Annotated in this window: 14 protein-coding genes; all 14 read right to left on the bottom strand. The window is 39.9% G+C overall.

Going from position 1 to position 15,962, the window contains the following annotated elements:
• Positions 1 to 47 precede the first annotated feature (47 nt).
• Complete coding sequence (gntT, locus tag G4P69_RS06115; protein ID WP_243902330.1) at positions 48 to 1,436, bottom strand: guanitoxin biosynthesis MATE family efflux transporter GntT; 1,389 nt, start codon at positions 1,434 to 1,436, stop codon at positions 48 to 50.
• 23 nt (positions 1,437 to 1,459) lie between these two features.
• Positions 1,460 to 1,885: a hypothetical protein gene (locus G4P69_RS06110; RefSeq protein WP_208341259.1), complete on the bottom strand. Its 426-nt coding sequence runs from the start codon at positions 1,883 to 1,885 to the stop codon at positions 1,460 to 1,462.
• An 87-nt stretch (positions 1,886 to 1,972) separates the two neighbouring features.
• Positions 1,973 to 2,860 (bottom strand): PAS domain-containing sensor histidine kinase, encoded by an 888-nt coding sequence (locus G4P69_RS06105; protein WP_208341258.1) that lies wholly within the window; start codon positions 2,858 to 2,860, stop codon positions 1,973 to 1,975.
• A gap of 110 nt (positions 2,861 to 2,970) precedes the next feature.
• Positions 2,971 to 3,225, bottom strand: coding sequence for a hypothetical protein (locus tag G4P69_RS06100; protein ID WP_208341257.1), 255 nt, complete (start codon positions 3,223 to 3,225; stop codon positions 2,971 to 2,973).
• Positions 3,222 to 3,524 carry a response regulator gene (locus tag G4P69_RS06095; protein ID WP_208341256.1) on the bottom strand — a complete coding sequence of 101 codons (303 nt, stop codon included), beginning with the start codon at positions 3,522 to 3,524 and terminating at the stop codon, positions 3,222 to 3,224. Before G4P69_RS06095 ends, G4P69_RS06100 begins: the two co-directional genes overlap by 4 nt.
• Before the next feature lie 707 nt (positions 3,525 to 4,231).
• Entirely contained in the window at positions 4,232 to 6,838 is a 2,607-nt protein-coding gene (locus tag G4P69_RS06090; protein ID WP_208341255.1) for a chloride channel protein, read from the bottom strand.
• A gap of 200 nt (positions 6,839 to 7,038) precedes the next feature.
• The gene (locus G4P69_RS06085; protein ID WP_208341254.1) at positions 7,039 to 7,332 is read right to left on the bottom strand and encodes a hypothetical protein; all 294 of its coding nucleotides are present in this window, start codon (positions 7,330 to 7,332) and stop codon (positions 7,039 to 7,041) included.
• 581 nt (positions 7,333 to 7,913) lie between these two features.
• Positions 7,914 to 8,525 (bottom strand): polyamine aminopropyltransferase, encoded by a 612-nt coding sequence (locus G4P69_RS06080; RefSeq protein WP_208341253.1) that lies wholly within the window; start codon positions 8,523 to 8,525, stop codon positions 7,914 to 7,916.
• Positions 8,526 to 8,593: 68 nt separating this feature from the next.
• Positions 8,594 to 9,355: a PIG-L deacetylase family protein gene (locus tag G4P69_RS06075; RefSeq protein ID WP_208341252.1), complete on the bottom strand. Its 762-nt coding sequence runs from the start codon at positions 9,353 to 9,355 to the stop codon at positions 8,594 to 8,596.
• A 59-nt stretch (positions 9,356 to 9,414) separates the two neighbouring features.
• Complete coding sequence (locus G4P69_RS06070) at positions 9,415 to 10,878, bottom strand: oligosaccharide flippase family protein (protein ID WP_208341251.1); 1,464 nt, start codon at positions 10,876 to 10,878, stop codon at positions 9,415 to 9,417.
• Positions 10,865 to 12,082, bottom strand: a complete 1,218-nt coding sequence (locus tag G4P69_RS06065) for a glycosyltransferase family 4 protein (RefSeq protein WP_208341250.1) — start codon at positions 12,080 to 12,082, stop codon at positions 10,865 to 10,867. Before G4P69_RS06065 ends, G4P69_RS06070 begins: the two co-directional genes overlap by 14 nt.
• A 58-nt stretch (positions 12,083 to 12,140) precedes the next feature.
• Positions 12,141 to 13,226, bottom strand: coding sequence for a glycosyltransferase family 4 protein (locus tag G4P69_RS06060; protein WP_208341249.1), 1,086 nt, complete (start codon positions 13,224 to 13,226; stop codon positions 12,141 to 12,143).
• A gap of 42 nt (positions 13,227 to 13,268) precedes the next feature.
• On the bottom strand, positions 13,269 to 14,516 hold the full coding sequence (locus G4P69_RS06055) for a glycosyltransferase family 4 protein (RefSeq protein WP_208341248.1): 1,248 nt from the start codon (positions 14,514 to 14,516) through the stop codon (positions 13,269 to 13,271).
• A 54-nt stretch (positions 14,517 to 14,570) separates the two neighbouring features.
• Positions 14,571 to 15,944, bottom strand: a complete 1,374-nt coding sequence (locus G4P69_RS06050; RefSeq protein ID WP_208341247.1) for an O-antigen ligase family protein — start codon at positions 15,942 to 15,944, stop codon at positions 14,571 to 14,573.
• Positions 15,945 to 15,962 lie beyond the last annotated feature (18 nt).

The following is a 15,962-nucleotide window of genomic DNA, read 5'->3' as shown; positions in this document are numbered from 1 at the left end:
ACCACAGTTTTATGATACTTCGAGATACAGAGCAGAGCCTAGCGGTGCTAATTGTTAAGAGTATTAGCGACCTGTGATCCCAAAGTTACTGTTCTGGCTACCATAAAGAGACTCAACGATAGCCATAGTAGATGATTGTTGTGGAAGTACCAAGCTGCGATCGCCATTGGCGTAAACCCTATAAAAGCTGATACGAGCATTGCTTGACGAAGTATGTAGCCTTCAGTCAAACCTAGGAAATAGCCGTCTAGCATAAAGGCAATTGCTCCGACTCCTAAAACAGGTAGTAACCAAGGTACGTAGCTAGATAGCTGAGCAATAATTTCAGTATGGTTAGTAAATAATTTAAACAGTGGTTGTGGAATTAAAATAAAAGCAGTTGGAAATATCACTCCAAATAACAAGCTAGTTACTCCACCAATACGTAATAACCGCATCAGTTCCCCTGATGTTCCTTTACCGCGAAAAATCCCAGCCAAACTTTCCGTAGCAAACGCCAAACCATCAATAAAATATGCACCGAATGATACAACCTGCATGAGTATTGCATTGGTGGTTAAAATCCCAGTTCCAAAGACAGAACTGAGGTTGGTGAATATAGCGAATGTAGAGACTAAAGCCAAGGTGCGAATCAGAATTTCGCCGTTAAGCGAGAAAGCCGCTTTTAAAGCAGAGGAATCCAACAACTTATGAGCAACAGATCGTACCTGCTGTAACTCGATTTCTCGGCAAAACAACACTATTCCTACTAGCAACATAATATACTGGCTCACTGCTGTAGCACATCCTGCACCTGTGCTTTCCCATCTCCATTGAACAATGAACAGGTAATCTAAAAGTACGTTTGCTCCACTGCTAACTGCTGAAAGCAATAGCACCACTAGACTTTGTTCTCGTCCTAGAAACCATCCCACTAAGACAAAGTTGATCAGCGTTGCTGGCGCACCCCAAATCAAAGCTTGGTAAAAGGCTTGTCCAGAGGCTTTTACTTCCGGTGTTGCACTTAATACTGCAAAACCTAATAATTGTATTGGTCTTTGTAGTAAAAGGATTGCTAATCCTAATGCTAGTCCTATGGCTACGTGCCTTAATCCAATTAGCACTACAGATTCATGATCTCCACGCCCCAAGGCTTGCGCTGTCATCCCAGTTGTACCCATGCGTAGAAAACCAAATGTCCAATAGATATAATTGAACACGACCATTGCTAACGTCACACCTGCTAAATGATGCACCTCAGCTAAATGTCCTAAAAACGCAGTATCCATTAGTCCTGCTATAGGAATCATCAAGTTAGAAAGGATGTTGAGCGCTACTAACTTGAAAAAACGGTGTAAGAATGGTTTTTGTTGTTCTTGTGGTAGATTAGACAAAGTTATTTGGTCTTTCCCTTCTTCTACTAGTACGGCACGGCGTAAATAAACCAACCATTTCAAACAGCCAAAAGCCTTGATTTATATCACTTTTGACTTTTGAATGCTTGACTTTCGCGAAGCGGTGCTAGGCTAATTCTCCAGAAGCCTTCAAGTGGATGTAAACCTGGTAGTACTTGATTACTACCTCCTAAATTATCGTCATAGTTCCACCCAACACTGAATATTTTATTTACAGGAAACTGTCCTAGTTTCCCAAAGCCCTCAATATCATTGGGGTCAGTTATAACTTTACGGCTCAATCGTATAGTTGTTTGGGCTCCACCTTCAAAGTAAATTGTTGCGCGATTTTTCCGAAAGCTTACTTCAACGTTGTAGACACCACCAGTTACGGAATAGTAAGCTTTAGCTGGCAATTTTTTGCCATCTATATTTTTCCCTTGATACTCAACCGCTATGCTGGGTGTCGCTAGCATGAACAGCGCAGATAGAGCTAACCCTAGGACTTTCATTTACATTTAGGGGTTTTGATCAATTTCCTTTCTCTATGCTAACGCAAACCATTGCTCCTGGTTTTCTCATTCTTCAGTAAATTTTATTTATTGGATTGGTGTGAATGGTAAAGTGACACAAAATGTTGTCCCAACTCCAAGTTCACTTGTCACCGTAATCTCACCGTGATAGATATCCACACACTTTTTCACAATTGCCAATCCCAATCCCGTCCCTGGAATATTTCCAACATTCGTGCCACGATAAAAAGATTCAAATAGATGAGCTAAGTCTTCTGGAGGAATACCAATACCCTGATCTTGAATTTCAAATCTTGCCTTTCCTGACTGAGTCTTAAAAGTAAATTGAATCGTGCTACAATTTTGAGAATACTTAATTGCGTTCGACAGTAAATTACTAAGAATATGCCCTAACAATTTTTCGTCCATCAAGCATTGCATAGATTCGTGCTGACTACTAAAAGCAATCTTACGTTCATTTTCGACATTTGGTTGTAATTGTTCCACTAGAGTCAGGCAGTACTCAACCAAATCTAAAGGTACTGGGCTAAAATCTAGTTTCGCGACTGCCTCCTTGCCAAGCACTAATATATCATCTAATATTTGAGTCATACGCTTGACAGCAATTTGAATGCGATGCAAGTGAGTGATTTGTTTTTCTGATGACCATTTGTGACGGTAATGTTCTAATAACTCTGAGGAAGAAATAATAGTACTTAATGGTGTACGAAACTCGTGGGAAATCATGGCAATAAAACGAGATTTCAATTCGTTGAGTTCTTTTTCTTTCTCTAACTGTTTGCGTAAGCGAAGCAAGTCGTAGACATCGCTAATGTCCTGCGTATTGCCAATCTTGCGTATAGGGTTGCCAGCTTCATCGTAGAAAACGTGAGCTCTACAAGCCAACCAGCGCTCACCATCAGGATGCACAATGCGAAACTCTGTCTCATAATATTGCCGTTGCTCGCGGAGCATCTGGGCAAGATAAGCTGTTACGCATTTAGTTTTTATATAAGACGCGGGCAAGATGCCCGCACTACAATAGTTTTACATTTTCGCTTTATACAATTTAGCTGCGCATCAGCTTACTCACTGGTTCTGATACGATCATCAGGATGTAATACACTCAACCACTCTTCATAGCTGATTTCTTTGGTACTAGGGTCAAGACCTAAAAGGGTACAGAATTCTTCAGATGCCTTTGCTTTATCTTGGGTGATGTCGTAATCCCACAATGCTGATTTTGTGGCTTTTTGTGCTAACTTTAACCAAGCTGCATTCTCTTGCAGTTCTGCTTCTGAGCGTTTGTGTTCAGTGATATCTAAATCTACACCCATCATCCGCACAGGTTGGCTGAACTCGTTGTAAAAAACTGTACCTTAATGACGGGCAAAAATGACTTGTGGGTCAGAGTTTGCAGTTCGGTGAGAAATTCCACTCCATTTAAGTCTAGCAGTCGGTAATCCAGCAATACAAGATCTGGTTGGTGACGCTGCCATAGTTCTAAACCTACTTGCCCCAGTTGTGCAACCACAATAGTGTATTGGTATTTTGTATCTTGCAACAAATACTGCCGATACAGATCACAGTCCAGAGGACTGTCATCAACAATCAAAATAGTGTACCGTGGCTGCGTCATAAGTCCTTAGTTGATGGCAAATAATCCCAATATTCTCATAATTATTTAACTGTATAGTTTTCGTAACTATTTAACTGTATAGTATGTCGTCACTCATCTAGGTTTCATTCTTACTTATCGTAAATTCTTTAGAGGAAACGTTAATATTCATAATATTTCAGCTTGATAGTTCACTTCTCATAGTCAGCGCCGCTTCTAACATTCTTCATATAATCATTGTGACCTAACGACCGAAAAGCATAGGCTGATCCCCAATAACTCATTAGGTAATCTACTTTTCTAAGTCAAATGTTAAGTAATGTAAAAATTATAGATTTTCTATAAGAAATGTTGCGGGACTTAAACACGTTTGTTAACTTGTGAATGAAACCAAATTAATGAGGATTTATACTCACAGGAGGTTCAATCATGTCAACATCAATGACGACAGTTATAGCGGTTCTAATCTTAGGTTGGATTCTGGCTTCTACTATTGGTACTTGGGCTTACTTTGCCAATCAACCTAAAAAGAATGAGCAATAAATAATTTCCGAATCAATAATTCTTAAAGTGTTCCCCAAGCAGTTTAATAGCTTGGGGATGTTTATTGAAAAAAAAATACAAATTAAGCACATCAAAGTGTTGCTGTGAAGGAGTTACGGTAATAAATAACCACTCAAAGTTTACTTCCAATCAAGTTAGATATGAATCTAATTTTGTTCCACTACTTATTTTGTTGATGCTTGAGGCTGTCGTACCAAAATTACTGTCTGTTGGTTGTTACGCGAAATAGTGGCTGGAATATTGTCGTGGATCACCTGGTGCAACATTCCCTCACGAGAAGCTCCCAAAATAATTACATCACTATGGTTTTGTCTGGCACATTCTAAAATAGCTTCCGAAACTGAAATGGCGTGGACTGGAGTAATTTTCACTAAGCCGTGCAAGCGTTTTTTGAGGAAATTAGCAGCTTTTTCTAGTGTAGTTGTATCTGGTTGAACTTGATTTGAATTGAATACCTGGCACAAATTAACCTCTGGTGTTTTACTTAGTGAGGTCAATGCAGGAAGTAGCCGTATTGCTTGCTGGGCATTAGGACCACCTGCTATAGGCACGAGCCAGCGTTCAAAGTTACTGTTCTCTTTAAGCTTCACCAGTACCACTTCGCAGGCGGCTTGTCGGATGAGAGTATCTAAAACACGACTAAAAACTCGTCCTCGTGTAGTTGTACTTCCCTTCCATCCGGTGAGAACTAAGTTAATATAGCGGTCTTTAATAGTTTGCAGAATTGCTTCTGATAAGTCGTGAGCGACTCGAATTTGAGTGTGTACGGGAACATCCCATGCTTGTCCTAAGCGTATCGCCTGACGTAGGAGGTTTTGAGCTGAGCTTGTACTAACGTGGGTTTGAGCAAGTGACTGGTGACGGGGTACAACAATTACGTGTAGACATTCAATTTCGTAATGGCGATCGCGCGCAATTGCTACAGCTATCTCCAATAGCGTTGCTGCTGTTTTTGGGTTACGTAACAGCACTAGCAAACGTCCTTGTCCAGTTTCCGGCGAGCGAGTAGAGTAAATCACCCTTGATGGTTCTGCTTTAGGACCTGTTAAATTATCTTGACCATTTAAATAAGCAGCTTCTACCCGAATAATATCACTACGGGTGATTATGCCTACTAACCGGCGACCCTCAACCACTGGTAAAGTCCGGAGACTGTAGCGATTAAGCAAGTGTAGTACATAAGCAAGAGTATCTTTGGGACGAGCAGTCACAGGTTCTGGCGTCATTGCATCTTCTACGGTGTGCTTCCCACTCAAACCCCTTTGAGAAAGAGTTGCAATATCTTTTTGGGTGAGAATACCTACAAGCTTCCCATCTTTTAAGACTGGAAAGGCACGGTGAGAAGACTCAGAAAATGCGTGCAACGCCTCATCCAAACTCATATTATTGGCGAGGGTTTCTACACGAGACTGCATCACATCTGATGCTGTTAGTTCCATCCAAGGTCCAGAACGTGTAGTTTCGTGGGATAAATGAATACCCTTGAATTCCAGCAATTTATCATAAAGTGACCCAGCTTCGAAAGCTTCTGCTACCAAGTACGCTATTACAGAGACGATCATCAACGGTAACACCAGATTGAAATCGTTGGTCATTTCAAAGACGATAATGACCGCCGTAATTGGTACCCTAGCAACACCACTGAAAAATGCTCCCATTCCCACCCTGGCGTAGGTTGTTGCGAGGCTCAAACCCAACCAATGATATTCCCAGGCACCAATCAGATAACCTAGGGCTGCTCCCAACCCCAGAGTAGGAACAAGTAACCCGCCAGGTGCACCAGAAGAGTGGGTGATGAGGATGAGTAAGAACTGAATGCAAAAGGCGATCGCCACCAATTGCCAATTTGCCCCACCTGCCAGCAAAAGCTCCCTTAATCCCGCATTGTCCCGAAATACTGGAGGCAGAATAACAAGTGCTAACCCAGTTACCAATCCAGCAAGCCCTACTCGCCAAGGTAAGCTAATTCTTAAAAAGCGACGGTTCAGCCTAAGTCCAGCAAGAATCCCGCGATTAAACAACACCCCTCCGAATCCTGCCAAAATTCCCATTAGCACATAAAAGGGAATTTCTTCAGCAAAAAAGCTAGTGTTGGGAATGACAAAGTGCAGATTCAAATCCAAACTGTGAGTGCCACAAATGCGTGCAACAACAGCAGCGATGAAAGAAGCCAAAATTGCTGTTCCCAACGTGATGCCAGAGACATCCTGCAGAAGTTCTTCTACCACAAATAGCACCCCTGCAATAGGTGCATCAAAAGCCGCCGCAAGTCCAGCCCCCGCTCCAGCTGCAATTAACTGACGACGGTGATCAGGTGAGGTACGAAACCAATGACTCAGCTGATTAGCTAAAGACGCTCCGATTTGCACCGTTGGTCCTTCTCGCCCCAAAGGCATTCCGGAAGCCAAAACCAGGGTTGCACTGACCAGTTTCACCAAGGCAATTCGCAGATTCAAAGGCATAGGTACTCGTGCCAAAACGGCCTTTACCTCTGACATCCCGCTGCCCGCAGCAGAAGGTGCAATATGTTCTACCAACCAGCCAGAGAGAAATCCTCCAACCAGTCCAATCGTTGGTAAAACAACATAAGCTGGTAATACATGGGATATATGTTGTCGCCATCCACCCAGCCACCCCACACTTTGCCCCAAAAAAACAGCTGCTAACCCAGAAACCAAACCAATGAGGCAAGCTTCAAAAATAGCAAGGCGTTTAGGTTGTAAAAGCAGACGTGATAGGCGGCTCCACAGAATCTGCCTTATGTGTATCATTTTGTACTTGGTGTTAAAAAATCAATAAGCGAATCTATCGTTCTTTTGAACGAAGTAACATCGCTAAGTATATATAACTACCAAAACATAACTGGATTTTTGGTGGAAAAGCATCTTTCTAAAGTCAGAAGAAAGAGTCGGACTCAAAAATAACAGGATGTAGGACAGGTAAGTTTTCGAGTGTGTTGTTGTCTGAGTACTCAACGATATCGACGGTCGTAACGTTGGCGTTGGCGCAGGCGATCGCGACGTTCCTGTCGCTCAAAACGTTGATGACGTCGATAACGCTGATAACGCCTGCGAGCACGTTGGCGATCGCGTTCCCGGCGCGATCGAGAATTACCGATGTTCAAGATAAGTTGCGCATGAAGATCACTCGATAGTTGCTCGCTTGCAGGACTAGGAGAAAAATTTGCGGGATTCATCGCCACTGATGGCTGTGCGATCGCAGCAGTGGCAACAATGCTCATCAATAGCGGAACAACTTTTAACATTTAGCTCTCCTGATTTATCGTCGCTTTGCTCCTGGGTGTGGGGTGTGGGGTGTAGGGTGTAGGGAAGACGCATTCTCGAATTGTACACCCTACACTCTTGTACAACGGGGTTTAAGACCCCACCGTCTACACGGTGTCAACAAGCAATTTGGAGTTTGAATCCGCGTCCAATTGCCCCCTACACCCTACACCCTACCCCCTACACCCTGTTCAAGTTTTCCTAACTGAAATCCAAGGACAGTTAAGAAAAGATTGGATTATCACGTAAATATCTTATAGTCAATCGCTTGAGATATAACTATCCGAAAGTTAGAGCTTTTGATAAGCTGTTACGCATTTAATTTGTATATAAAAAGCGGGCTGTCCGGCCCGCACTACAATGATTTTATCTTTTCGTGTTATACGGTTTAGCTCCACATCCGCTTAATTTATGGGAGTGAGCATTAAAGGAATCGTTTCGGTAGTTTCTGTTTCTTTCGGTGGAGAAAAATAAAGATTACATACCCTATTTTTGTAAGAGACATTATTAACTTCAACACATGAAACTTTTCACTCTTGCTATTGGACTTTGAACAAAATTATTAAGATGGGGTGAATTTGTGACTACTAGGCTTAATGTAAAAATTATACGTGTGCCTATGTACAGTATTTGGTGTTAAAAACTGTGAGGTAGATAAAGGTGGAAAGAAGTATGGCTCAAATTTTTTCAAGCTTTCACATTCGTCAGTAACAGGAAAAGGCTTATACTGAGGTACATCATTCCAACCGAATACGACAACACCTCGTGTGCGCAAAGCACGGAAACACTGATCAAAGGATTTTTCAGTATCTTCCTTAGAGTTGATCCCGTATCCAAAAACACCATTGTAGATAATGAGATCAAAATAGTCACTTTTGATATAACTGCTTAAGTTTTGTAGACCATCGACAATATGGTTAGCAGAACCATATTTCTTTTTACTCTCATCAATTTCTATTGTCCAATACTCCTGATTTTTAAATAATTTTTTGTATGGTTTGGTATACCAATCGCAACCTACAAAGAGTATTTTATGGAAATCCTTATTAGAGATAAAGTAAGGAATGATTATATCTTCTAAGATAATTCTGTCAGGAGAATTTCGATACAATTCAAACCCTTTAATCCGACTGACTGAAATTTTATGAATGATATTTTTCGTTTTTTGTAGCATATTAATAAGCTCTATCTTTATGTAAGGGGTATCAGAATTGTGTAGTTCTAAAAGAGATTGAAGGAGAACTAACTCCTTATAAAAATCTCGAACTGAGAAGAAAAACGATTAAGTAATCCGGGTGGCAAGGTAGTAATTTGAGAACGGTAAGATGCAATAGCTTGTTTTTTTTGGTTTTGAACAGAAGCGATAGATATTCTGTAACTACTAGATATATCTTGTAAATTTAGATGAAAAGACAGAGGATTTTGCCAAAGCATCCAAATAGGATATTGTAATATCTGTAATTCTGTATCAGATGAAGCGATCGCGTCGTGAACCAAGTTATAAGTAGCTTCATGATCTGGGTGTTTGTCGTGGTGATGTGGAACGTAAACCTCTTGGGGTCTAAAGGACTTTAGTAGCTCAGCCAACTGTTTAATAATTTGTTGACGTTGTTCGTTAGATAAATGCTTGAGAGTTCCATCGGCGTGACCTAAAAAATGAATTTCTGATGGTGTCATCCCTAGAGTTTTTAAAGCATTAACAGCTTCTTTTTGTCTAATATTAACAATTTCTTCTGGTTGAATCGAGTCTGGTTTGCTATGCTTACCATCCGTGAGAAAAACAACCTTAACTGGTATTCCGCTTGCACATTTGAGAGCAATCGTACCACCACAGCCAAAAGTTTCGTCATCTTGATGGGGAGCGAAAACTATTGCTGATTTATGACTAACTGTTAATGGTCTACTTTTATATAAAATAAAATTAAATAGTAATTTCGAGTAAATTTCCCGCAGGTTATACCCTATAAATCTTCGAAAACTATCTGCATGTTTTTTAGTAAGCATTCTTCAAAATCCTTATATTGGTTTACAGAAATCTTTTTTCAACAGCACACAAGCTATTCTTAGCTATCATGAGTGCTGCTATTGCCAACATTGAAAGAATGCTTGATCAAACTCATTAACATTCGCGGAATTTTTCCTGCAGAAAAGACAGATAAGGAGATTCCATACATAAGGACAACCAAAACTGCGCGCAGTATTGGAGCGAGACCAATAAGTAAAGGTACAGAACTGACAGTTGTTACTGCTAAACAAATCGTAGCCGTAGGTAACAAGACTGGTTTGCTCAACTCTGTTATGTTCCATTTAGCTACAGTGCACATAGCTAACCAAAACCAGACAGTAGCCGCAATACCCATAACCAGTGCTACAGCGATCGCCACTCCTGTCGCTCCCCCAAGCCAAGTTCCTATCAAATAAGCTGGGATAGAAACTGGTACTAGAACCCAGTTAATAACAGCATTAATATCTGGCTTGCTTACTGCATTCAAAGCAGTACCAAGAATAGACATAAAGCCCCGTGCATAAGCGAACACTAGTACAATCTGAAAAAGGCTGACTGCTGGTGTCCATTCAGCACCATATACCAAAGGAATAATCCAGGAAGCTACGACAAAAGCTACGCCATAGAGGGGAGCATAGAGTAATGCGTAGAGTTCGAGCATTCGGCGAAGGTAGATTCTCTGACCTTCATTATCTCGCTGAGATAACACCGAGAAGCTGATACGATTAATTTGAGAAATAGCAAATGTCGGTAACATAGCAAGCTGATACGCCAAGTTGTAGTAACCCAACTTTTCAGCCCCTAGCAATTTACCAATAATAAAGTTATCGCCGTTAGTGTTCACATATACAGCTAAATTTATTCCTATCAAGCTACTAATGTAGCCCTGAACCTCACGCACAGCAGACGCATCAGGAATCAAGCGGTATGTGAAACGGTATCGACTGAAGCAACGTTTGAGGAATGCATCAACTACTGTCATTGCTATTTCAGCAACAGCAAAAGACCAAACCCCACCTCCCAACTCTGCACAAACTATAGCACCGGCAAAACGCGCAAACCCTGCACCACTATCAGTAATTGCTAATTCCCTAAATTTCATCTGACGCTGCAGCACAGCACCATGAGAACCTGCACCTGCACCGAGCAAAAAAACCAATCCAGAGATTATAGTCAACGGAAACACTTGTGGTTCGCCAAACAAATAAGCAAGAGGAAACCCAATCAAAGCCTGGATAGCAAACATGATAATAGAAATGTTCACACCCAGGCTGTAGACTGCATCAACCAGTTTCTTATCATCTAAGCCACGGTAAACCAACACCCCAGCAATTGCTGTATCCTTAAACAACGCTGATAGAGTTGTCACGATTAAGACCATTCCCCAAATACCAAAGTCTCTAGGTGATAAAAGATGGGCAAGGAGAATTTGTGCAACCAGCTGGGAAACTTTTGTAAGGGCGAAGCTTACAGTCAGCCATAGGCTACTTCCAGCTATTTTTTTACTATTAATATGCTTCATACCCATAAAGTGATCGGTGATAGGTTTGACGCATAGCTAATTCTCGTCCTTTACAACCAAGTTGTTCTCGCAAATTTTTATCCTCGCACAACCGCTTAAAAGCCTCTAAAATTTCAGAACCAGAATTCGGATCAACCAATATGCCATTTTCTTCGTGGTGAACTGCATCGACTACACCCCCTACACGTGAGGCGATTACAGGTTTACCAAAGTAGCCAGCTTCTAGGTAAACAATGCCAAAACCCTCAATGCTGGAATTTTTGCTGTCAAAGAAAGTTAGCATGGTAAATATGTCACAAGCTGCATAGTATCCCGCCAATTGCTTATCAGGGACATACCCAGCAAAATGCACTCGTTCTTCGATTTGCAAGCGACAAGCTAGAGATTTCAGTTCAGACTCCATTACCCCTCTTCCACAAATGATGTAATGGACATCGAAACCACTCGCTAGCAGTAGCTTCAAATTCTCGATCGCTCTGTCAAAACCTTTACGTTTCACAAGTCGTCCTACAGACAGAATGACAACTGATGTTTCAGGAATCTGGTATAACTTGCGTATCTTGACACGTAAATCATCAAGACTATCTTGGCTAGGTACAATACCAAATTTTTCTGGTCTAACGACGGGGTTAATAACATAGGTAGGAGTATTAAATTGAAAATGATTGCTGAGGAAATCTCGTGTAAAAGAACTGTTACAAACAATACCTTCGGCTTGTTGTAGTGTTAATTCAAATAGAGAGCGTAGCAATGGGTTACGCAATGGACACAAAACATCATTACCGTGTAGATATATAAAAAAGCGAATAGGTAGGAAATAACTTAACAGCAAAATTGAAGGAAAGTCATAACCGTGACCCCATTCAATGTAGCTATAGCGATAGCGAAAATAAAGTTTAATTGCTAATACAAATGACCCAATTAGACAAAATATCTGCTTAAGGATACTACCTACAAAACCAGATATTATATACTTAGGAAGAAACCAACGATATACAGGAAAAGGTTGAGTTTGATCAAAAACTTTATCTCCTGGATGGCTTGCTGCTAAAAGTATCACCCGCCTTGGCTCTTGGAGACAACGATTATAAACATATTCCTCAATACCACCCTCTTTGGGTAAGAAGGTACGAGAAATGACCAATATATCTGGTGAGGTAGTTTCTTCTCTTATTGCGGTATCGAATTGTGAAATATTTTGCATAATGAATTAATAATCGATAATTTTGAGAATCATAAAAAACTTGCTATGAGTTATATTTTTAACCGTTTATGGTTTGCACAATTGAGAGGAATTTAGAGCAAGTCTGCTCCCAGTAATATGAGTCAGATACTCGCTGACGACCTTTTGCACCCATTTCTTTTCTTAATTCAGGATTCTCGATTAGTTTCGAGATTGCTTCAGCTAACTTTTGTGAATTTGCCGGTGGAACAAGAAAGCCATTTTCACCATCTGTAATCAATTCAGGTATTGCTCCTACGTTGGTTGTAATAATCGGTAAGCCATAGTGCATTGCTTCTATCAAGACAATTCCAAAAGTTTCTTTAAGAGTTGGCAAAACAAATATATCTGCACTTGAATATAGTTTATAAATATTTTCTTTGTCTGCTCCATTATGGAAAAATACATCTTTTATTAAATTTGATTTTTGAACATATTTATTCATTTGTTTATAATAACTAGAACTTTTACTAGGATTCCCAACAAGATGCAGTGTAAATTTTTTTCGATTTACTAGAGAAAAAGCTTCTATTAAATAGATTAATCCTTTGCCAACTAGATAGTTAGCTACACACAAAATACAATCAGTTTTTTGACCATCAGTTGGTGTGACGATTCTCAATTTTTTTCTATCTATACCAGGAGGTAACAAATGAACTATGGATGTGTCAATTCCTAGAGAAACTATTTCGCGTTTGGAATATTCGCTGTTAGTGATAATAGTATCAGCTAAAGATAATCTTATCTTGTGTTTTATCCCGTTTATCCATTTTCTGATTAAGAAAGTATCCCCGCTATCGTAACCATAGAGAGAATGTAACAATATTATTATTTTCTTTCCTTTAATAAAGCGATGAACGATGTTATTAAACAATAAGTTTTTTGTAAAAAAATGGTCTTCTACTAGAATTTCTGTATCTCTATATAGCAGGCAAGCTAATACAGTGTTTGTCAATATATTTCCTATAAATGGTATTTTTGCCAGTCTAACAGATAATCTTTTATGTAAACTACAACAATCTACATCGTAACCAGATAATTCCAGATATTGGAAAAGTTTATAGTTGTAAATTTCTCCTCCTGTCTGGGGTGGAATAGCGCCAATTAGAAAAAAAACTTTATTCATCGAAGAAACTCTGGTATGAAAATACAAAAAGCAGATTTGGTATCATGCCACATCTACTGTTGTTTGTTGACAGCTTGGTATTAACTTCGTTAACACCATCATTTTCTGGGCATAATTAGCAATCTCACAATGTGTTTTGACCCAAGCTTGACCCTTGTCAAGCAGATCAAGTGTCTGAGAATCACTAGCAACAGAGACAATAGCTAAAGCTACGTCTGCTGGATTATTGGGATCTACTGTCCACTGTGGTGCAAATTGCTGTAAAATCTCGTTAATACCGCCAGTACTACTACCAATAACTGGTACGCCGCTAGCGATCGCCTCTACAACAGTGCGACCAAAAGGTTCTCGTGGAGCGAGAGTAACAACGACTGAAGCATACTTATAGTAAGCTTCAATATTTAGAGTAGGCTGTAGAATAGTGAAACAATCAGCAACACCCATTGCTTGAGCAGTTTCAAGCAATGCACGAGAATAGCTTTTGTCAGGAGATTCATCTGGTCCTATGACCACTCCATGGTAGAAATGACCCATAGCCTTAAGATGGGCAAGTACTGGAATCAAAGCTCGTAGGTTTTTATCATTCACAGTTCCTGGTTTATTTAAACGTGAAGGGGTAAGGATAATACGTGCTTTTGATTTCAAAATCGGTTCTAAATCTTTAGGAGGAGCGCCATGATAAGGATAGTTATTAAACTTGTCAAAATCGACTGGTTGATAGAGAATCCCTTGGATATCAGTCATTAAGCGACGAATATGGTTTGCGGTAAATTGAGAATTACAAATCGCTTTAGGTTTCAAACAGCCAAAAGCTATTCTTCTGAGAAATTCCCCTAGAAGGTTATAGGACTTTACCGAATCATGACAAAAGTGATAGACGGGACGACGACTTATACGGATTGTGGGTGCAGCTATTATTAACCTGGGCATAACATACCAATCAGACCAGTTGTCTAATAGCAAGGGAAAATCCTTTGGTTGTTGATTTACCCATTGCAGTGCACGTTTCATAAACTGAGACTGATTTTTAGCCTCAATGAGTTGCATACAAGATACGTGACCAGCATTGCGCAAACATTTCTCAGTAAATGAACCAGACCACACGATAACGCATATCTGATTAGATGCACCGCACTTCTCAAACCCCTTGACCAGTAACAAAAGTGAGATAAGTGATCCTCCCAAATGATTAAAGCCGCCTGGTAATAGCAACAATTTACGAGTACTGTAATCTTGATTGAGTATCTTATATTTTTTGGTATTTTTAAAACTCTTTAGTGTATCTAACATAAGTTTTTTATAGAAAAAATCAATGGATTCAACATAAAAAGATATATGAGAAGTTTATTTGTACCTCCCTTCAGCAAGTAATTTTGTTGTTGATTGACGTAGCATCACACATATTAAAGTAATTGGCATTACGGGTAACTCTAACTCCATTGTGCAGAAAGTAATACTGAAGAGGGTGAATGCCATGTAACAACATATAGGTCTATCAGTTCTTGTCTTAAATAACGACATAATGAGAGATACCCAATAAATCAAGAAAATTCCTGCACCTAATAGCCCAGATCTGTACAATAAAGTTCCTAAAATAAAACTATGGGAACCAATCGTAGCAGTTGCATATCCAGGTAGTAGTAGCTCTCCATTAACTACATGTCCAAAGAAAAGATTAATGTCTGAACTTTTAATGATTTCATCAGTTGTTCTTTGATAGATTTCGTGACGAACTTCAGTCGAATCTGCACGAAAATTGCTCGTAGCTTCTGCTGTATGTGTAATATGACTATAAACTAAATTAGTAACTGGTGGTAGTGATAATGTTACAAAGCTGCTTATTCCTATCAATCCACAAAGAAACCAGGTTCCAGCAACTTTCCCAAGTGTTAGCAAATAACGTAGAAATAAGACAATCGGTAATGCGACCCAAACGGCACGAGTTCCACTTAAAAGTAGCACGAAGATGCCACCTAAAAACAGGAGGATAGACCAAATACGATTTTTGAGATCTAGACTGAGTATGCTGATAAAACTGACTGCCAAACCCAGAGATTCTGGTCCAGGAAAGAAAAAAACGTAACGAACCATTCCTAACAAAGATTCATCTTTTGGCAAGTAGGGCATCAAATAGTTGTTATTTCCCGCTCCAATAATGTATTCTTCACCTTTGTTGGTAATCAAGCCATACAAAGAACGAGGTCGGATGTAGTCAGCTTCGTGCCAAACAAAGTGGATAATGACCCAAAACAGAATCATCAATAATACAACAAGAGAAAAAGACCAAGCAACAACTTCTAAACGGATGTGGATTTTCTTACTTTGGATGTACCAAAGTACTAACCCAAAAGCAATCCAACCATCTAATGGCCATAAGATAGAGTTAGGATTAATCGATTGATGGTTGTACTCACTAAAGAAGTATATGGATAAGATTCCGTAAATACCAAAACCTAATGCGGAAACTACAGGCAAGCTAGGAGGCTTTAAGTTCAACTTGCCATAATGATAAACTTCAAAGATAGCAAGGCTAGTTGCCAGCAAAATGAACAAATGCCGCCACCCTAAAAGCCACCAAAAAGGTATCAAGACAATAATTGTACCAACGACTTTTTCTGAATGGGTTAAGGCATTCCACTGAATAAATATTCCACTAAAGAGGCGATGCCTAACGGCAAGTAAGTCGGCATCTAGACGATTTCTACTTATCCCAGACATAAAGCTAAAATGAATGAC

This window comes from Aetokthonos hydrillicola CCALA 1050, assembly GCF_017591665.1.
GTDB classification, from domain to species: Bacteria; Cyanobacteriota; Cyanobacteriia; order Cyanobacteriales; family Nostocaceae; genus Aetokthonos; species Aetokthonos hydrillicola.
This window is presented reverse-complemented; position numbering and strand designations above follow the sequence as displayed.